Annotated in this window: 17 protein-coding genes; 8 read left to right on the top strand and 9 right to left on the bottom strand. The window is 49.9% G+C overall.

Features of this window, described 5'->3' with window-relative positions:
• Window positions 1–74 precede the first annotated feature (74 nt).
• Both H6570_00910 and H6570_00905 read left to right on the top strand, forming a co-directional pair.
• Window positions 75–488, top strand: coding sequence for a DUF3127 domain-containing protein (locus H6570_00910; GenBank protein MCB9317813.1), 414 nt, complete (start codon window positions 75–77; stop codon window positions 486–488).
• The gene (locus H6570_00905) at window positions 489–1,040 is read left to right on the top strand and encodes a hypothetical protein (protein MCB9317812.1); all 552 of its coding nucleotides are present in this window, start codon (window positions 489–491) and stop codon (window positions 1,038–1,040) included.
• Window positions 1,041–1,050: 10 nt separating this feature from the next.
• Here the strand turns inward: H6570_00905 and H6570_00900 are convergent, their stop codons facing one another.
• The gene (locus H6570_00900) at window positions 1,051–1,785 is read right to left on the bottom strand and encodes a hypothetical protein (GenBank protein ID MCB9317811.1); all 735 of its coding nucleotides are present in this window, start codon (window positions 1,783–1,785) and stop codon (window positions 1,051–1,053) included.
• 217 nt (window positions 1,786–2,002) lie between these two features.
• On the opposite strand from H6570_00900, the gene H6570_00895 reads away from it, so the two are divergent.
• The gene (locus H6570_00895) at window positions 2,003–3,097 is read left to right on the top strand and encodes a glycerate kinase (GenBank protein MCB9317810.1); all 1,095 of its coding nucleotides are present in this window, start codon (window positions 2,003–2,005) and stop codon (window positions 3,095–3,097) included.
• Between the two features lie 20 nt (window positions 3,098–3,117).
• On the opposite strand, the gene H6570_00890 is transcribed toward H6570_00895, so the two are convergent.
• Window positions 3,118–3,585, bottom strand: a complete 468-nt coding sequence (locus tag H6570_00890; protein MCB9317809.1) for a hypothetical protein — start codon at window positions 3,583–3,585, stop codon at window positions 3,118–3,120.
• Window positions 3,586–3,838: 253 nt separating this feature from the next.
• Here H6570_00890 and H6570_00885 point away from each other — a divergent pair, with 253 nt between their 5' ends.
• The 3 genes from H6570_00885 (at window position 3,839) to H6570_00875 (ending at window position 6,354) form a co-directional block, all read left to right on the top strand.
• On the top strand, window positions 3,839–5,320 hold the full coding sequence (locus H6570_00885; GenBank protein ID MCB9317808.1) for a caspase family protein: 1,482 nt from the start codon (window positions 3,839–3,841) through the stop codon (window positions 5,318–5,320).
• Between the two features lie 536 nt (window positions 5,321–5,856).
• The gene (locus H6570_00880; protein MCB9317807.1) at window positions 5,857–6,111 is read left to right on the top strand and encodes an RNA-binding protein; all 255 of its coding nucleotides are present in this window, start codon (window positions 5,857–5,859) and stop codon (window positions 6,109–6,111) included.
• Between the two features lie 45 nt (window positions 6,112–6,156).
• Window positions 6,157–6,354 carry a 30S ribosomal protein S21 gene (locus tag H6570_00875; GenBank protein MCB9317806.1) on the top strand — a complete coding sequence of 66 codons (198 nt, stop codon included), beginning with the start codon at window positions 6,157–6,159 and terminating at the stop codon, window positions 6,352–6,354.
• Between the two features lie 206 nt (window positions 6,355–6,560).
• On the opposite strand, the gene H6570_00870 is transcribed toward H6570_00875, so the two are convergent.
• From H6570_00870 to H6570_00850, 5 genes are all read right to left on the bottom strand, one after another.
• On the bottom strand, window positions 6,561–7,133 hold the full coding sequence (locus H6570_00870; GenBank protein ID MCB9317805.1) for an LUD domain-containing protein: 573 nt from the start codon (window positions 7,131–7,133) through the stop codon (window positions 6,561–6,563).
• A complete protein-coding gene (locus tag H6570_00865) occupies window positions 7,123–8,496 on the bottom strand; it encodes a lactate utilization protein (GenBank protein ID MCB9317804.1) in 1,374 nt (457 codons plus the stop codon). The genes H6570_00870 and H6570_00865 overlap by 11 nt, the downstream gene beginning before the upstream one ends.
• On the bottom strand, window positions 8,493–9,212 hold the full coding sequence (locus H6570_00860) for a (Fe-S)-binding protein (GenBank protein ID MCB9317803.1): 720 nt from the start codon (window positions 9,210–9,212) through the stop codon (window positions 8,493–8,495). Before H6570_00860 ends, H6570_00865 begins: the two co-directional genes overlap by 4 nt.
• A 147-nt stretch (window positions 9,213–9,359) precedes the next feature.
• Complete coding sequence (locus H6570_00855; GenBank protein MCB9317802.1) at window positions 9,360–10,622, bottom strand: serine hydrolase; 1,263 nt, start codon at window positions 10,620–10,622, stop codon at window positions 9,360–9,362.
• Window positions 10,623–11,511: 889 nt separating this feature from the next.
• The gene (locus H6570_00850; GenBank protein ID MCB9317801.1) at window positions 11,512–12,555 is read right to left on the bottom strand and encodes a pyridoxal phosphate-dependent aminotransferase family protein; all 1,044 of its coding nucleotides are present in this window, start codon (window positions 12,553–12,555) and stop codon (window positions 11,512–11,514) included.
• 207 nt (window positions 12,556–12,762) lie between these two features.
• Between H6570_00850 and H6570_00845 the strand changes: the two genes are divergently transcribed.
• Complete coding sequence (locus tag H6570_00845; protein MCB9317800.1) at window positions 12,763–13,386, top strand: DUF1080 domain-containing protein; 624 nt, start codon at window positions 12,763–12,765, stop codon at window positions 13,384–13,386.
• Between the two features lie 229 nt (window positions 13,387–13,615).
• Here H6570_00845 and H6570_00840 read toward each other — a convergent pair whose 3' ends face one another.
• Together H6570_00840 and H6570_00835 are read right to left on the bottom strand one after the other, a co-directional pair.
• Window positions 13,616–14,470: a sialate O-acetylesterase gene (locus H6570_00840; protein MCB9317799.1), complete on the bottom strand. Its 855-nt coding sequence runs from the start codon at window positions 14,468–14,470 to the stop codon at window positions 13,616–13,618.
• Window positions 14,471–14,501: 31 nt separating this feature from the next.
• On the bottom strand, window positions 14,502–15,482 hold the full coding sequence (locus H6570_00835; GenBank protein ID MCB9317798.1) for a helix-turn-helix transcriptional regulator: 981 nt from the start codon (window positions 15,480–15,482) through the stop codon (window positions 14,502–14,504).
• Between the two features lie 231 nt (window positions 15,483–15,713).
• Here H6570_00835 and H6570_00830 point away from each other — a divergent pair, with 231 nt between their 5' ends.
• The gene (locus H6570_00830) at window positions 15,714–18,863 is read left to right on the top strand and encodes a TonB-dependent receptor (protein MCB9317797.1); all 3,150 of its coding nucleotides are present in this window, start codon (window positions 15,714–15,716) and stop codon (window positions 18,861–18,863) included.
• The last annotated feature ends 12 nt before the right edge of the window (window positions 18,864–18,875 follow it).

Here is an 18,875-nt window from a genome sequence, read left to right as displayed (position 1 = left end):
GATTAGGCTGCTTGAACATCCTCTCCATGTTGAGAGGATGTTTTTTATGGGGTAATTCCAGCACACCAGAAATGATGAATGATTACTACCTTTGGGGTAAAATCAATTCCGGTATGGCCGACACATTTCAGATCAAAGGAAGATTGCATAAAAAATTTGATATCGAGTCCAAAACAGCCTCCTTCCAGGCGCGTGAATTTGTACTCCTTACCGACGAACAATACCCGCAATACCTTAAATTCCAATTGACACAGGATCGCTGTTCGGTCATCGATCCCTTCCAGGAAGGCCAGCAAGTGGAAGTTTTCTTCGACCTGCGCGGACGCGAATGGAATGGAAAATATTTTACCAACCTCAATGCATGGCGCGTCACCGGGGTAACAAAAGAGGCTGATAGTTCGTTTGATCTTTCAGATCCTGAACCACCGATCGAATGGTCGACCGACGACGGATTAAAAGCCGAGGACTTCGGAGATCTTCCCTTCTGAATGAAAATTAAATTTATTGGCCTGATAATACTGATCGGGTCCACATTTGCTGGATACGGGCAGCAATTACAATCCATTCACACCCGGTATGACGATTCCTACGCGGAATGGATCGTTTATACCAGCGACGAATCGGTCGAGGGGACCCTCTCGTTGCGCTGGCCCATGCAGGGCGATTGGTCCAAATGGGATTACCGTGTGGGGGAAGAAGCCGGCTCCTTCGATATGCATTATGTCGAGGATCCCGGTTTCTGGGAAGCCAGGTCAGGCAATATGCTGTTGACAGCACGGTGGTTCTGGCCGGGCGATATCACCCGCTGGAAAGTTCAGGATGACACCAGGATCTGGTACTACCAAACCCGGTGGACGCACCTCACGGAGGATTGGGTGCTCAACGAACCACTTGACTTTGGAAGCCTGCAGGTGTATACTGAATACGAAGGAGATCCGCGTGACTGGATCATCGAAGACCAGTTAGATCCTCAGATCCCTTTTGTAACCAAATTGTTTATGGTGTTCTTAGGCGTTTACCATGCCACGCCACGGTATTGATACCACGGGTTCATCGATCCATGATCACGACCTGTTCAGGATGTTCCTTCAATAAGTCACTCATGGCCCGGATGCGGGGAGAATCATAACGCGCAAGTGCGTAATCCAGATAAAATGCTGCCATTTCCCGATCATGGTGCTGAAAGTAATCCAAAGCCCGGTTGTAAAACATTAAGCCTTCCAGTTGTTCAAGCGTGATCGTGTTATGGATCGGCCTTGACACCATGGCTGCGTCCAGACCGTCAAAAATGTATTGCTGTACCTGATGGATTATGGCTTGCTGGTCCTCCACAAATCCCGCACTGGGGTCTGTGGACTCCAGAAGAATGAATTTATCGTCCAGCTTGGCAATGACAAAGACGTGGTACCCGGTCTCACGAATTTCAAAGGGCACATTGAGGGCCTGCAGGAAGGTGGCAAACAATGCCGTTCCAGAGACGCAATCATAGGCGCCAACGCTTAATGTTTGCTGAACCGATGAGTATGGCACGTATTGCTTGAGATATTTCCGGTGGGTTTTGTAGAAGAAAGTACGCAAAAATGCGACCTGATCGCGATATTTCAGTTTCCGTTGCGCCCAGTGATCCAGATAATCCGATATTTCTTCATGCTGACATACTTCCATCAATGAACTGATGGCCGGAGCCACCGGATCATCCGTTGGCAGATGACCGGCCACACCTACCTGCTGTACTCCCATGAGGAGCAGCAGCCACAATCCCAATCGGGTTCGTATCGTAAGCATCGGCCCTTGATTTTTGGTGAACGAATAAAGGTTTATCTACTGTCAGGTCGGGTTAGCCAGGTAAAATAATATTTTGCAACATGAATTGCAATCTTTTTGACCTGTTTCTTTTTCGTAATTTATCCAATCAATTTCTGTGCCGCCATTAATTTACAGCGAATTAAATTGGTCTGTTGCGCATGCAGATCATGGCGACGGGCATTTCAAATCATCTCCTGTGTCCAGAATAATTTGTGTCACCGATAAATTCAAGGGTACCCTGCCAGCTTCCGAAATTGGTCTGCTGGCACAAAAGACCTGGGGAGACAAATGCCTGGCAATCCCTTTAGCCGACGGCGGCGAAGGGACGCTGGAAGCACTCCATAATATCCGTCCGTGGACCATCCATCAGGTCCGGGTAGTGGATCCGTGTTATCAGCCCCAGGACGCTTACTATCTGATCGACCCAACAACAAATACAGCGTACCTGGAGATGGCGCTGGCATCCGGTCTGCAGCTTGTACCTGCTGAGCAGCGGGATCCAAAATACACCACCACACGGGGTACCGGACAGTTGATTCTCGATGCCTGGAAGCAGGGTGTTAACCGCATAGTGGTATTTGCCGGCGGAAGTGCAACACAGGACGCAGGAATCGGATTGCTCGCAGGATGCGGGTACGAATGGCTGGACGAAAAGGGTAACCCGCTGGACCCTCAGGGTGACTCCCTGTCGAAGATTGCATCCGTCCGGGAGCCCAGTGATTTGCCTCCACAGCCGGAGTTTCTTATTGCTACCGATGTGCGTAATCCACTTTTGGGGCCTCTGGGAGCAGCCCGGCAATATGCAGCACAGAAGGGTGCGACACCTGAGGATGTTGATATCCTGGAGACCGGGACCAGGCAATATCTTCACTGGCTGGAGAATCGTTTTGGCCAGGAGTTGGACCAGCCCGGGATGGGCGCAGCAGGGGGGCTGGCATTAAGCCCGGCGGCATTCTGGAATACCCGCATCGTATCCGCCACAGACCTCATCTTTGAGCTGCTAGCCATTGAACGACACATCGCGTCTGCCGATATAATCCTGACTGGTGAAGGTAAACTGGACCAAACTTCATTGCAGGGAAAGCTCATCCATGCGGTATGTCAGCTGGCACTCCGGCATCGAAAAATAATCTGGGGTGTCTTTGGAGAGGTTACCCTTCCGGACAGCGCAGTCCGTGAACTTGGCCTGTCCCAATGGTTCAGCTTAACCAGTCTGGCCGGCAGTAGTACAGCAGCTATGGAGAATCCCCGGCATTGGATGCAGGTGGCTTTATGTTTGTTTCGCGATTAATGGCTGAAATATATCCGGAGTCAGGCTATCTCTTGCTGGCGGATCAGATCATCCAGCGCATCGATGAATTTACGGATGGCCGTTTGACTTAATTTCTCGAGTGCTTTTACACCCGCTTTTGCCAGCAACCCATCTGCCAGGCCGGTGACCTGGTAGCTTACCTCGGTTTCATCCGGCTCACAGGATTCCAGCCAGATCAGGACATCAAGAGAGGAGGAACCCACCTTGCTGTGTTGCTCCACCTTCATACCGACCTGCTGATCGGGCAGGACATCAGTATAGGTTACGGTACCGGAAAGAACCGGTTTGATAATACCCAACTTAACCCGGGCTTCAAAGGCATAACTGGATTCTCCGGTTTGGTCCATCCGTTCTATTCCGGGAATTAATTCTCCCAGCAGTTTTGGATTTTGCAGTGTCAGCCAAACCGGATGGGCAGCAACCGGAATGGTCTCCGTTCCATTAAATTCAAATGGTGTCTTACTCATGTGGATGTTAATGTTATTCGGACAAGATAACGAAATACCCGGGTGCAAGGTTTCAGCTATCGATTTACATACCTGCAATCCCCTGATCGTGTAAATGTTAAAAAGGTCTTATTGCCAGCCGGATGAAACAATAAATAAATTGGCCTGCTAGTTTTATCCTGTACATAAACCTTTGGCTCATCGCTTAGCACATTTACTTCAACAATTAAAATGACTATTCAGGGACTCTACATCACGTTAAACAGGTTCACATATGACGAAGTTTTTGCTCTGTCTATTCTGTGTTTCCCCCCTGATGGCATGGAGCCAGTGTATCCAAGGTAACTGTTATAATGGCAATGGAACGTACGTCTTTCCCAGCGGGTCCAAATACCAGGGCACCTTTCGGGATGGCGTTATCCAGGGCTCTGGTGTCCTCTATTTCTCAAATGGCGACCGTTACAATGGTCAATGGAACAACCAGTACCGGGAAGGTAAAGGCACCTTGGTAAAAGCCAATGGCGAACAGTACACCGGCGAATTTTATCATTCCAAGTTTAATGGCCAGGGTACCTATACGTATCCGGATGGCCGCAAAGTGGTCGGTCAGTGGAAGGACGGTAAGCCACTCAGTCAAGAGGGTCAGACAGAATCTGTTGTGAATACCTCCAATACACCCAGCCCTCCGGAGGCAGGAAATCGTCAATCGACGGAAAACCAAGCAGAAGGAAAAGTACGTGATTGTAACCGGGAAGAATGCCTGAGCGGACAAGGTAAATACACCTACCGCGACGGAAGTTATTACATCGGCTCATTTGTAAATGGCCAGCCCCGCGGTGAAGGCGTCTGTTATTACGCCAATGGGGACCGGTACGAAGGCCAATGGCAAAATCACGCTCCCCATGGACCGGGGATCATGTATTTCAACAGTGGACGGGTAGTGAGTGCCATTTGGAGCCGCGGCCGGGTGATTGAGCTCCGCGACGAGCCGGCAACCTCCATAGCCGGAAGCAACCCGGTGGATAAAGACAGCGATCCGGATGTCAAAATCTGGGCCGCCGTGGTAGGGGTTGCCAGTTATAACCACATGCCCACGCTCAAATACACGGATGATGATGCCTACCGCATGTATGCTTTTCTGAAAAGCCCGGAAGGAGGGGCTTTACCGGACAACCAGATCCGGCTGATGATCGACGAGGATGCGACCCGCCGCAACATCATCGAAAGCATGCAGACCTTATTCATGCAGGCTGATGAAAACGATGTGGTTATGCTCTACCTTTCAGGGCATGGTCTTAAAGGTTCATTCCTACCCTATGATTTTGACGGTTACCACAACCGGCTGCGTTACGAGGATGTCCAAACCATATTGTCCAACAGCCCTGCCAAACAAAAGATCTGCCTCGCGGACGCCTGTTATGCCGGCACGCTCGGAGAACGGGGTATCAACCTCCAGCAGGCATTAAACCAATTTTACGAACGCATCGATCAGTCTCAATCGGGCACCGCATTCCTGATGTCCAGTTCGTCCGAAGAAGTAAGCCTGGAAGACCAGGGACTGCGCCAGGGCATCTTCAGTCATTACCTGATCGAAGGGTTGAAGGGCGACGCCGACCAAAACCGGGACAAGATCGTCCAGTTGGGTGAACTGTTTGATTTCGTGACCAACCAGGTCAAGCGGTATACCCAAAACCGCCAGAGCCCGATGACAGCAGGGCGATTTGATCCTAACCTGCCGATGGCGTTCATCCGATAAATAACATGAGAACATTCCTAAACCAAAAACAGACTACAGATGATCACAACCTTCATTGTTGTAAGCCTCCTGCGATGGCTTCGTTCCAGACTTTAAAAACGCACCTTTACCGCTTTGATGTTAACCGAGTATTTTATAACGAACGAATCAATAGCAAAAGCAACATCGATGAAGCGTTCCGTACCTGACTGGTAGTATATTAAATCCGAAGGAAACAAATGATTTTGTTCTCCGGTTTTAAAGCTGCCGTCCGCAAATACGATCAAGAATTCCCAAGAACACGATAGCCAGGCACGCTCCTACAGGGCGTGCTTTTTTGTTTCATTGTCCGGATCAATTCAGCATAGGAACCCCTGATTGGAGAATAATACCGATTTTTGTATCTTTGCATTTCTAGAATAGTGTCAGTTAGTTTTTATTCAATCTTCGGTCGTCCTATCTCAACCGATCTTCCATACTTTCTAATTGGGTTTTGTTCTAGCATCCTGGTTGCCTTTGCTACCAGGTTAATACCATCATTTATATTAATTATCGATATGAACATCTTTGTAGGAAAACTTAACTATGCCACCTCTGAGGACGAATTGCGTCAGGCTTTTGAAGCTTACGGTTCGGTATCCAGCTGCAAGATCATTATGGATCGTTTTACAGGCCGCTCCAAAGGTTTTGCTTTCGTCGAAATGGATGATAACGCAGAAGCAACTGCCGCCATTGAAGCGCTGAACAATACCTTATTGGGTGGAAGAGCCATTGTTGTCAATAAAGCCCGTCCCCGCGAAGACCGGTTTTAACAGGACTCAATGAAAAAAAATTATTTAGATAACTAAAATCAAATTATGCTGATTATTGAAATCAAAGAAGGAGAATCCATTGATCGCGCGCTGAAACGCTATAAGCGCAAACACCGTCAAATTAACTTAATGCGGCAACTCCGCGACCGGAAGTATTTCACCAAACCATCCGAAGCCCGCCGGAATGAAATTCTGAAAGCCCAGTACCGCAATGAAAAGTCTCTTCTGGAGATGGAAGAGTAAACACCAGTCCTGCCCATTTCACAATATCTAAGTTAACCAGTAACGGGATTAGAAAATCAGACGGTTTCCTAATCCCGATTGCTTAGATATCAGGAAGTAAAAGCCACCCATTTATAACTGCCCAGTAATATCAGGATCCGACATAAACAGCTGCATATTTCAGCAGTACCTTGGTAAAGGATTACCCGCGGATCCTTGAACAAGAACTATCCCAGCAAAATCACTGTGTGGGCCAATGGTCCCTGAGCACCTAGTACCAGATGCTGTTCAATATCAGCTGTTTTGGAAGGGCCGGCAATGAATAATCCATAGGCTCCCGGCTGAATTTGAGCATAAACATCGTGCATTGTAGCAACCAGCTTGTCCGCATGTACGATCAATATCAGATGTTCAGCCAGGAAAGGAATGGCCCGCCAGCCCATCACCTCCTCCGGCACCCATACGGCTCCGTTCTCCGCAACACCGTAAGATCCCGGGAGCACGGCACACGGAATGGGATTGCCTGGGTCCCGGTCCTGACCTGCTTCGATTGCGCCAAGCCTGATCATCGGCTCCCAGGTACTCACCCAGTTGTATACCGGATGACCGGCTTTCATAAAATCGTCGACCATGGTTTGAGCATCCTTAAACCGTAGCAAGGTGCTTCCGGAAAGCTTGACCATGGTCGTGAAGGCTTCATCAAGATCCCCGGCAGGGTACTTAAAAGCTTGCGGTGGATAAGGTTTATCCGCTTGCCGTATAGACCGGATCCGGTCCAGTATTTGCTGCTTAGGATCCATGTGGCCGGTTTTTCTGGTACCATTGCTTAAACGAATCGCGGGGCGCCTGTGGCAGGTCACGGTGCTTGCCCCAGGGGTTCATCGGGTTGTTGATCATCCAGGCTGGCAACAACCGCAGCCACCAGCGAGCCATGCGACCGGCCTGATCATAACGCTTGCCCCGAGCAAAAATCCGACCAGCCAAACCCAGGGGCATCGTCTTGTATTTAGGCAAGAGGTGTTCTTCGGCAATGATCTGCCGCCACCGGTACAGCTGGTCATGTATGTCAATCTTGACCGGGCATACATCCGAACACGAACCGCAGAGTGTGGAAGCAAAAGGCAAAGGGCTGTACTTCTTTAAATCTTTTCCCGGGGTCAGGATGGAACCTATGGGTCCCGGAATGGTGCTTCCATAACTATGCCCGCCACTGCGACGGTAGATGGGGCAGGTATTCATGCAGGCACCACAACGGATACATGCCAGTGATTTCCGGAAATGCTCTCGTGACAGCTGCTCCGTCCGGCCATTGTCCACCAGGATGATGTGCATGGGCGCATCACCTCGCGGCCGGGTATAATGGCTGGTATAGATGGATATCGGTTGTCCGGTAGCACTGCGGGCCAATAATCGGGTAAAAATGCCCAGGTCCTGCCATTTGGGGATCAATTTTTCGATGCCCATGCTGTGGATCTGCACTTTGCCCAGATGAACGCCCAGGTCCGAGTTGCCTTCATTGGTCACCACGACCACCGTACCCGTTTCGGCAATGGCAAAATTGACACCGGTAAGCGCAGCATCACAGGCCAGAAAATGTTCCCGCAAGTGTTTACGTGCTTCCCTTGTCAGGTAGGTCGGGTCGGCATTACCCGGCTCGGTATGCAGTTTTTCTTCAAATAACTTGCTGACATCTTCCTTTTTCAAATGGATTGCCGGCGTGACAATATGGCTGGGTATCTCCTCCCTGAGCTGGACGATTCGCTCACCCAGATCGGTATCGATCACTTCAATTCCATGGGCCTCCAGGAATGGGTTAAGGTGGCATTCTTCGGTGAGCATGGACTTGGATTTCACCATATGTCTTGCCTCATTCTGCCGGAGAATCCCGAGTACGATGCGGTTGTGATCCTCGGCTGTTGCCGCCCAGTGCACCTGGACGCCATTGGCAGTAGCCTTCTGTTCAAACTCCTCCAGATAGCGGTCCAGATGAGCCAGGGTATGATCTTTGATATCGGAAGCCCAGGAGCGCAACTGTTCCCATTCTTCTATGGAATGACTGGCTGCATCCCGCTTCTTCCGGGCATTCCAGATGGAACGGTCGTGCCACGCCATACGTTCGTTATCCGCAATAAATCGGGCGGCTGCCTCGGGATGCTGGCTCATGACCGGGTGTTTAAGATCTCCGCAATATGCCTGGTTTGCAATGGCAGACCCTGGCGTTTGATCAATCCTTCCAGATGCATCAGACAGGAGACATCGGTGCCGGTGATGACTTCCGCGCCATGCCGGAGATGATCAGCGATCTTATCCTGTCCCATTTGGACTGACACCGCCTCTTCAGTGATGGCAAAAGTGCCGCCAAAGCCACAACATTCGTCCCGCCGGTCCAGGTCTACCAGCTCGATTCCCGCCACGGAAGCCAACAGCGTACGGACAACATCCGGACGCTCCTCAACCCGCTCACTGTCTGGCCCCAGGCGCAGGCCACGTAATCCATGACAACTGGGGTGCAATCCTACTTTATACGGGAACGAAGCCTTGATTTGGCTGATCCCTAAATGGTTGACGATAAAATCACAGAGTTCCCATACCTTACCTGGCGGCCTGCTTTGCTCAGGATAATGATGCACCACATGATAAACACAACTACCCGAAGGGGCAACGATATGCTCATAACCGGAAAATACCTCCTTAAAGTGGTCGTACGTGGGCTGGGCTGCTTTTTCCATTCCGGTATTGGCCAATGGCTGACCACAACAGGTCTGTCCCGGAGGATATTCGACCTGACATCCGAGACGCTCCAGCAATTCCAGGGTTGCAATGCCAACCTGGGGGTATAACTGATCGATGTAGCATGGAATAAAAAGGCCAATTTTCATGGATGGTCCATTCAAATGATTAACCGCATCTGGGCTGAATAGGATAAAGTAAAAGTAATAATAATGCAGCCGATCCGGTCATCGGGCGCCATGAAAATAATGCCAATTCCAAAGCTAATGTAATGCCGGAGATTAACCTGGAGAAGGCTAAAAGTCTATTGCAAAACGGCTAAGGTCAGGAACATGATCCCGGTGACGGCTTAATTCGAATTGATATACAGCCTGTCCCAAATGAGCCAGAAACGGTAAGCCAATTGTGTCGTATTCATAGACACCGTCGTTGAATATGCCATTAGCATTGACCATTAATGTGGCCGCCAACAGGTATTCCACTTTGTGTTCAAAGTCAACCACATAAGCAACATCTGTGAGGTAACCGTACGCTTCACCAACTTTGTTAAAGATGCGCACGTACGGTGGGATCATCGCTGAATCTCCACGATAGCCCAGGAATTTCATGTAGTTGTCAGGATACGTCCGGGGATCGTAATGAGGGTGAACAAATTCTCTGGGGAAACTGCCCATACATCGATACAGGAACCGGTAGTCGTCTTCAGTGAAATTGAATCGCTGATTTTCAGGGGCAGATTCCGGAAAAAGAACCGTCTTCAGGACGTCATGCAATGTTTCCAGTGAGATGTAATTTTTTTGACTAAAATCGAAAGGCTGATCGATAAGTTCTCCATCCTGATCAATGCTGCCATTGCCCTGCATTTCTTCGTTGAGATTCAGATCGGGAGCGATCCACTGGGATTGCACCTGCCCCTGACTGTAAAGCACCTGTCCCTGGTCCTGGAAGTAAACCGCATTGGTAATCTGGTTGTCCAGTGGCAGGAACTGCGGAGCATCCAGACGGCAGGTGATGCGCGTATGGCCGAAACCTTTGTCGTAAAGGATTTGATTTAAAGCACGCTGACCGACAAATTCATAGAGCCGGTTGTAGGCATCGTTGTCGCTTATCGCAAAGATCCGACGGATGTATTGTGCTACTGAGGGCAACCCATGAGCAGCAGAGGTATCCTGTGTCTCCGCAGTTTGCGGTACACGATCTGCATTGGTAAACATGGGCGTCTCGCGATTCAGACCCTGGACATGGAGGTTATTGATTTTTTCCAGCGCCACAAATGCCGTTGGCATTTTAACCGATGATGCGGGGTAAAAATAGATGTTGTCGTTTTGATGAAAGCGGTAGGTGGCGAAGGATGGCTTGTTTTGGGCATCGCGGTCAATCTGGGTATAGATGATCTGCAGGCGGTAGCGGTCCGGATGTTTGATCACCGGTTTCAATTGCTGCCGGTTTGAACGCAGAATCTCATCGAGGGGTGTCCGTGCAATGGGCTGATACGACAGGCCGATGCCGATCGCAACAAAACAAAATAACAGGAAGCCGGGCTTTGATAATGAATTCAATGGAGATTTAGATATGGGGATCATAATCCGCTTTGCATTGGTCTAAGGAAATAAAGTTCATGAATTAATGGGACAAAAGGAATATTTCATAATCATTGTTGGCTACCGGATTGGGGTCCCACTGGGACCAGGAAGAAATCATCCAGGAGATCATTAGAAATCATATGCTATTAATTTTTAATGTGTACCCGGGACTAGTTGGGCGGTGGGTCCAGGTGCCGTACCTACGGCAAGGGGGATTGCATAATAATTTTTTGGCTACCGGAATGAGGTCCCGCTGGGACCAGGAAGATATCATCCAGGAGATCAATAGAAATCATATGCTATTAATTTTTAATGTGTACCCGGAACTGGTTGGGCGGTGAATGCAGGTGCCGCACCTACGGCACGGGGATTGCATAATAATTTTTTGGCTACCGGAATGAGGTCCCGCTGGGACCAGGAAGATATCATCCAGGGGATCATTAGAAATCATATGCTGTTAATTTCTAATGTGTGAGCGGGACTAGTTGGGCGGTGGATTCAGGTGCCGTACCTACGGCACGGGGGATTGTTAATAATTTTTTGGCTACAGGAATGAGGTCCCGCTGGGACCAGGAAGATATCCTCCAGGAGATCATTAGATATCATATGCTGGTAATTTCTAATGTGTGAGCGGGACTAGTTGGGCGGTGGATTCAGATGCCGTACCTACGGCACGGGGGATTGCATAATCCAAACCCCCAGTTCCAGCAAAATCCCCGGTCCCAGCGGGACCCTATCCTGGTTGAAACAAATTCATTGCAGCAAACCGTGCCGTAGGTACGGAATAAAAACACTATCGAAAGCAAATGATGGAAGAACCTTGCTGGATTCAAACACACATTCTAAAGCGATGACAGCTATCCCCTCAACTCGTAAAATAGGCATCCACCAGCACTGCCAGCTGGTCAATATCTTCTGGTTCATGGCTGGCATTGATCACCACCCGGGTGACCGGCGGAGATTTAACCGTAGGGTACGGGAATGATGAAATGAGCACCTGATGCTGGTAGAGTGCATCAAATAATCCATTCTTCGGGGTAAAATACACCGGGAATCCGGGTATGTGCCTGAACTCCCTGAGATGCTTGCACTTTCGTTGAAATTGATTTAAACGCTTCAATAGCTCCTGCCTTCGTGCCTCATAGAGCGCGGCTGCATTCTGCATGGCATAGACATACATGGGCGGCGGAGGCGAACTCCCGATAAAAAGGGGATCGGCATACAGGCGCCGGATCCGCTCCTGATGACCCAACACAACGCCTGCAGGAATACCCCACGCCTTCGCCAGGGATGACACCAGGATCAGCTCGCAGCCGGCTGGCATGACCGGTAACAATTCGATGGCTCCGCGTCCATGGTCACCGGTGATACCAAAACCGTGAGAATCATCCACTACCAGGATGTATTTCCTTCCCGGAGGCAGATCCCTGATCCAATCCCAGTTTGTAAGCCGGGCATGGAGCGGATCCAATGCATTGCACAAAATAGAAACGACTTTGCCGGGATGGTTGCGGATGGTTGAAAACAATTCTTCCGGCCATTTTTGCATCATTTTCACCTGAGCTGTCTGCATGGCAGTATGCGTATTGGGGGCGTACAAACACAAGGTCTCCTGTTGCAGGTGACGCGCTACCAGCTGTCCGGAGAGGGTGCCGCTGGACGTCAATAATGCGGCGGGCATGCCCGACCATTCCGCCAGAAAAGCCTCCGCCTGCTCGTAAACATTGAGGGTGATGTTGGAATGCCGGGAGCCTCCGTAATGGCTCCCAAAGAGGCCCATACCTTCCTTCAGCAACTTCTGGAAAGTATCATCATAGGGGATGCCCAGATAAGATGTACCGGCAAAATACAGCCATTGCATGCCTCCTTTGCGTAACGAACGACCGGATATCAGCGATAATGGACTCAAGTGATTTCTGGTTAGGCAGACAAAATAGGGATTTATGGAGAAGGAGGCATATGGTTACATGATCCATTACCTATAAACAAATCAACAGAGAGATCAATATACAACCACCACATTCAACAGACCTCGCTGACTTGCCGGTAGCCGGATCTATTGTCCTTTAAACTCCTGCTAACTTTTATTAACTTTCCCATCTAACTCAAAATCGTCATGAAAAAAGCATTTATCCTGCTATCCATCGCCCTGATCTGGTCGGCTTGTGCCACCGCTTCGCTGTTCAATGGTTCCGATCTGAAAGGCTGGCATGCCTACGGCACCGAGAAATGGTATGCCGAGGATGGCACGCTGGTCGCCGAGTCCGGCCCCGATGCCCAGTATGGTTATCTGTGCACCGATATGGCCTACGACGATTTTGACATCACCCTCGAGTTTAAGCTGGAGGCCAACGGCAACAGCGGTATGTTTATCCGCTCTACTGTCAGCGGCACCAAGGTGAGTGGCTGGCAGGTCGAGATTGCCCCGGACAAGGACAAAACCGGCGGCGTCTATGAGTCCTACGGCCGCGGCTGGCTCAAGCTCCCAAAGGAATCCGTCTTCAACCCCCTCAAAGAGAACGAGTGGAATACCCTCCGTGCCCGCGTGGTTGGCGCCCAGATCGACACCTGGCTTAATGGTCAACCCATGGTCAGCCTTGAAGATCAGAAGATCGGTGAGGGCCACGGCTCCATCTGCCTGCAGATACATGACGGCGGCGGCATCAAAGTCCGCTTCCGCAACATCAAGATCAAAGAACTGGTACCGGAAGGAAGGTTCAGAAAGTCGCCGATTCTGTAAGGGGTTTACGTATGGTTACACGGAGGGCCTTAGAGAAGACACGGAGGGGCACGGGTTGATGTATTTGCGCGGGCTTTAGCTACATGGTATTATGGTATTTTGGCATTATGGTATTATGGTGTCGTGGTGTCAAGGTATAATGCTGGAAGAACGTTAGCGATCATCAGTATCATGACTTCAATAGGTACGTGTTAATAGGAAAACACTATCCGTGTAATTCGTGGCAGTCCTACTTTATCCCTAAAAACGCTTCCGCAAACCGCCTTCCCATCTCCCGCTGTCCTGCAGAGTTGAAATGGACTTTATCTTCTTTGGGGTGAAGATCAGCAGTCGTGATCACACGAACGTTAGGATCGGACAATCCCACTTGATGAATGATGGCATTGATGGCATCACTGTTTTGCTGGGCTTCTATGGGTTCAAAATAAGATCCGAGTTCGCCGATCAATATTGGAAGTTTTGGGTTGCCGGTAATCCCCCGGAATGTATCAATCAGCATCTGCAACTGCTCCTCATAGTTTGGTATCCGGTCCGGCTTGGAATTGCTCTCGCCCTGATGCCACAGGATGCCCTTAATGGTACCATATTGTTTTGCCAAAGCAACTTTCTCCTTAAAATTAGACAGCAAGGTGACGCCTCTATAGGTGTCATCCTCCAACCATTGTTCGATCGAACTCCCACCTACCGCACAGGGAATGATTGCAACCGTTACTTTTTTGGGAACATCTGCAAATAGCGTACGTGCGAACGACATACCGCAATCCAACCCGGTCAAATTGGGTTCGTAATAATGCAGCGGTTCCTTGGCATAAATCCATTGATTGGACGCATTGAGGGTTATGATCCGTGGACTGGAAAGGGTATCCTGAGGCTCAACCTGGCCACGGCCAGCCATGTTGGATTGGCCAGCCATAAAGAAGACCCATAACCGCCTGGGCTTAGGCATCTTTTTGACTTGTTTCCGGTGGACCGGAAAGAATTCAGTCCGGGATCCGGCATCCTGACTGAAACCAGGTAACCGCAATAATAAAAGCACGGCGGTAAAACAGACGATACGTGAAATCATTACGAAATAACTTGTCATGGTTAGGATTCTTTTTGCTGGCAATCTTTACTCAATTGTGGGCCAGTTTCGTCGCATAATCCTCTGGCTTCAGCAACGGATGATTGCCATTGTCTTCCGGAACGAATTGGTAGGGCGTGAGCTGATGCGACCAGTCAAAATCAACCCGCATCTTATATTGCTTGCGGTACTGCAACGGCGTACAGCGCCGATATTTGCGAAAGAGGCGGTTAAAATTGGCGAGATTGTTGAAACCTGACTTAAGGCTGATGTTTCCCACGTTATCATCAGACTCCAACAATTGCTTGCAGGCATAGCCCAATCGCAGGTCGAGTAAAAAATGTGTAAAGCTCTTATTGGTATTCTTTTTAAAAAAATGACTGAAGGTAGATTCCGCCATATGCAGTTTCTCGGCTACCTCCCCGATCTTCAGGTCCGGGTTGTTGAAATTCCGCACCACGTACTGGTAGGCGATCTCCATCCGGTGGTTGTCCAAATCCAGGGCATATTCGCGGAAAACTTCGCTGGCAAGGAATCTGCATTCGGTGCTATTGGCCAATAATTCCAATAATTGAAGAAACACCAAAACACTCTCGAAGCCCTGCAATCTGGTCAGACCGGTGATCAATGATTGCGCCTGATCGAATGTCGTACCCGTGAAACAGATTCCCCGGTTTGACCGGTTTAACAACTTGCGGATGCGGTAAAAAGGCCCTTTACTCAGTAATGTGCTGTCAAACAAATGCTCGTCAAACTGGATGGTGACCACGCGACAATCCGGCCCTACCCCATCCGGACGGATATCGGTCCTATCCCACTTGTGATATAAATAAGGTCCCAACAAGACCAGGTCTTTTTTGGCGTATCCTTCGATGCTATCGCCTACAATGCGGTTGCCCGAAGAACCGATAACCAGGTTTAATTCATACTCCGGGTGATTGTGAATGGGATAGTCAAAATGAACGTTGTAGGAGTCCAGGATGACAAATACATCGCTTTTCTTAACAGGGGTGATCTCACGAAATATCTTCATGTCCGTAGGATTGGTCAGGCTTTGTCCGGCAAGAATTCCAAGTTCTGAAGCTGCCGGGATGAATTTCATGAAAGTATAAAAAATTCATGGAATAGTATCAGACATCGGATGGAACTACCAGTAATTTTATAAAACGGAAAATACGGAAAATGATCTTCCTTATTCGGAGAGATCAGACATACATTCTATTGGATGTAGGTCCAGTTTTCAATTAATTCTGAGCATACGGGTATGAGCATACTTCTACATTGGTCAACAACCAAGGTCCATGGCTTGCCTTCAACATTCGGCAAGCTCTTACCAATCCTGCTATTTCCAATATTTCTATGGGGTCAACAGATCACCGTTACAGGAACAGTGACCTCATCCGCTGATGGACTACCCCTGATCGGGGTTAATATCCAGGAGAAAGGAACCCAGAATGGAACCACCACCGACCTGGATGGCATGTTCAGCCTGACCGCCCCCGCGAATGCAACACTGGTTTTCAGCTACATCGGATTCCAAACCCAGGAACTACCAGTCAACAACCAATCCAAACTTTCTGTCGTCATGGACGAAGAAGCCAAATTGCTGGAAGACGTGGTGGTAACCGGTTATCGAAAGGAAATCCGCAGCAACGTATCCAGCGCCATTGCAACGGTAAAACCCAAAGACATCGAAAAACTATCGGTGGTCGGCCTGGACCAGGCATTGCAGGGACAGGTCGCAGGTTTGCAGGTCACCCAAACCACCGGCGCTCCCGGTGACGACATCGCCGTACGCATGCGCGGTGTGAGTACGCTGGGCAACAACAATCCCCTATACATCATCGACGGCGTACCTACCACCGGACCAGTTAATATGTTTTCCCTCAACGATGTAGAATCCATCCAGGTCCTCAAGGATGGTGCCGCCGCCGCCATCTACGGTTCCCGCGCTGCCAACGGTGTCATCATCATCACCACTAAAAAAGGTCAAAGTGGAGACCCGGTCTTTTCATTCCAGTCTTACTATGGTGTCCAGACGCCTGCCAATCTACCCGAACTCCTGGACTCACGCGACTACCTGACCATCCGCAATGAAGCCATTCGCAATGCCAATACACTACGCGATCCGCGCCGCCAGCTGGACACTTTTCCGCTGTCCATCCTGGATACATTGCCCAACAACAACTGGCTGGACCTCCTCTTTAATCCGGCTCCAATGCAACGCTATTCCTTGAGTGCCACCGGTGGAGCAGCCAGCAGCACCTATTATGTAATGGGTGAATATCTGTCTCAGGATGGGATCTTCCGCGGGCAGGGGTTTAATAAATACCTGGTCCGGTTTAACGGAGAAATCGGCAAGAGCAAGTTTAAGGTGGGTAACAACTTTGCCTTTTCCTACACCGACCGCAAGGTGATTAATTCATCGGGGGATGGCGCCGGGCCTGGCAATGAACTAAGCGGTATCCGTTATACCCTGATCGCTGCACCGGTATTTCCCATTTACGATAAGGAGGGCAATTACGTCAACACCTCCAATGTCCTGGGGGACCCATCTCTTTATGGCGATGGAAATGCCAATCCGCTGGCCTTTGTAGATGCCACCGACTGGACCATCCGCCGGCACCGGGCCTTTGGCAATGTATTCGCGGAATGGAGCCCGATCGCAGACCTGAGCGTGCGCACCAATCTGGGCCTCGACCTGCTGTTTGAAAACAATAAACTCTTCAAGCAACGCCTGTCTGCGGCCATTTACGATCCTTCATCTCTTTCCGAAGGCCGCAGCTACAGCCAAAATCTGGTCTGGAACAATACCATAAACTACCAGCATAATTTTGGTTCCAACGGAGACCACCAGACTTCATTCCTATTGGGCATGGAAGCCATCGACAACCAGGCCAATTACCTGGGCGCCTCCGCCAATAATTTCATCCGCACCGATCCGCTCTTCCGCTACATTGACAATTCGGTCGCAGCAGATATCAGCAACATCGGTGCTTCCGGTATTGAGACAGCCTGGGGATTATTATCCTATTTTGCCCAGGCAAACTACAATTACCGCAACCGGTATATCCTTCAAACTGCAGTGCGCCGGGATGGTTCTTCGCGATTTGGCTCGGAACACCGCTGGGGAACTTTCCCGTCGGTATCGGTCGCCTGGAATATCGGCAACGAAGATTTCCTGCAAAATATCAAGGCATTATCATCCCTTAAGCTGCGGGCTTCATGGGGCCAACTGGGTAACCAGGAGATAGGCATTTATCCTTACAGCTCCCTGGTACGCACCGGACAATTTGTTTATCCTTTTGGCGGCTCGATTGCCACCGGCGCTACGGTTGTCGAAACAGGGAATCAAAACATCCGCTGGGAGACCACCACGCAGAAAAATGTGGGTGTTGACCTCAGCCTTTGGAATGACAAGCTTTCGATCGTAGCCGACTACTACATCAAGAACAGCACCGATATCCTGGTCCGTGTGCCCATACCCCAGATCGCCGGGTCAGTCAATCCTCCTTATGTGAATGCCGGCAAAGTACAAAATAAGGGGTTGGAGCTGGCCACCAGCCTGCGCAATCACTGGGGAGACTTGCAGTATTCGGTAACTGCCAATGTGAGCACCGTCAGCAACAAGGTGATCTCACTGGCCGGCAGCGAGCCTATCCTGGGTGGATTTGGTCTGTCGGACGGACCCATCACCAAGACCGAACCCGGCTATCCGATCGGGTCTTTCTTCCTGTATGACGCCATCGGCATCTTCAACACCCAGGAGGAGATAGAGTCCAGTCCCTTTCAGACCGCCGATACCCGGCCGGGTGATATCAAATTTGCCGATCTGAACGGAGACAATGTGATTGATGATAAGGACAGGGCGCATTTCGGCAGTCCTTTCCCGGACCTCGTCTACGGTCTAACCCTAAACCTGACGTACAAGAACTTTGACTTCTCTACCCTTCTGCAGGGGGTTCAGGGTAATGACGTCTATTTCCTCTTTGGTAATTTTGCCTACGAGACTCAATCCCGTGGTTTTAATTCTTACAAGGAGATCCTGAACCGCTGGACACCGACCCATACCGACACAGATATCCCCAAAGTAAGCTACGATGACCGCAACGGGAACCGGCGTATTTCCACCCGCTTCCTGGAAGATGGATCGTACCTGCGCTTCCGCAACATCACGCTGGGATACAACCTGACGCACCTGTTGCCGAAAGACTGGGTACGGAATGTACGCATCTACACCACGGTTCAGAACGCTTTCACCTTTACCAAATATCCCGGTTTGGACCCGGAAATCCAGGCCAACTCCAACGACACCAACGGTTTTGGTGTATCCTCCGACCTGGCCGTGGGCATCGACTGGGGTACCGTACCAGCACCCCGCATATTTATGGTGGGTATAGACCTGGACTTTTAAAACGAAGACACC

It is taken from the genome of Lewinellaceae bacterium (genome assembly GCA_020636135.1).
Classification (GTDB): Bacteria; Bacteroidota; Bacteroidia; order Chitinophagales; family Saprospiraceae; genus JAGQXC01.
The sequence above is the reverse complement of the archived record's forward strand: the minus strand, read 5'-3'. Positions and strand labels throughout refer to the sequence as shown.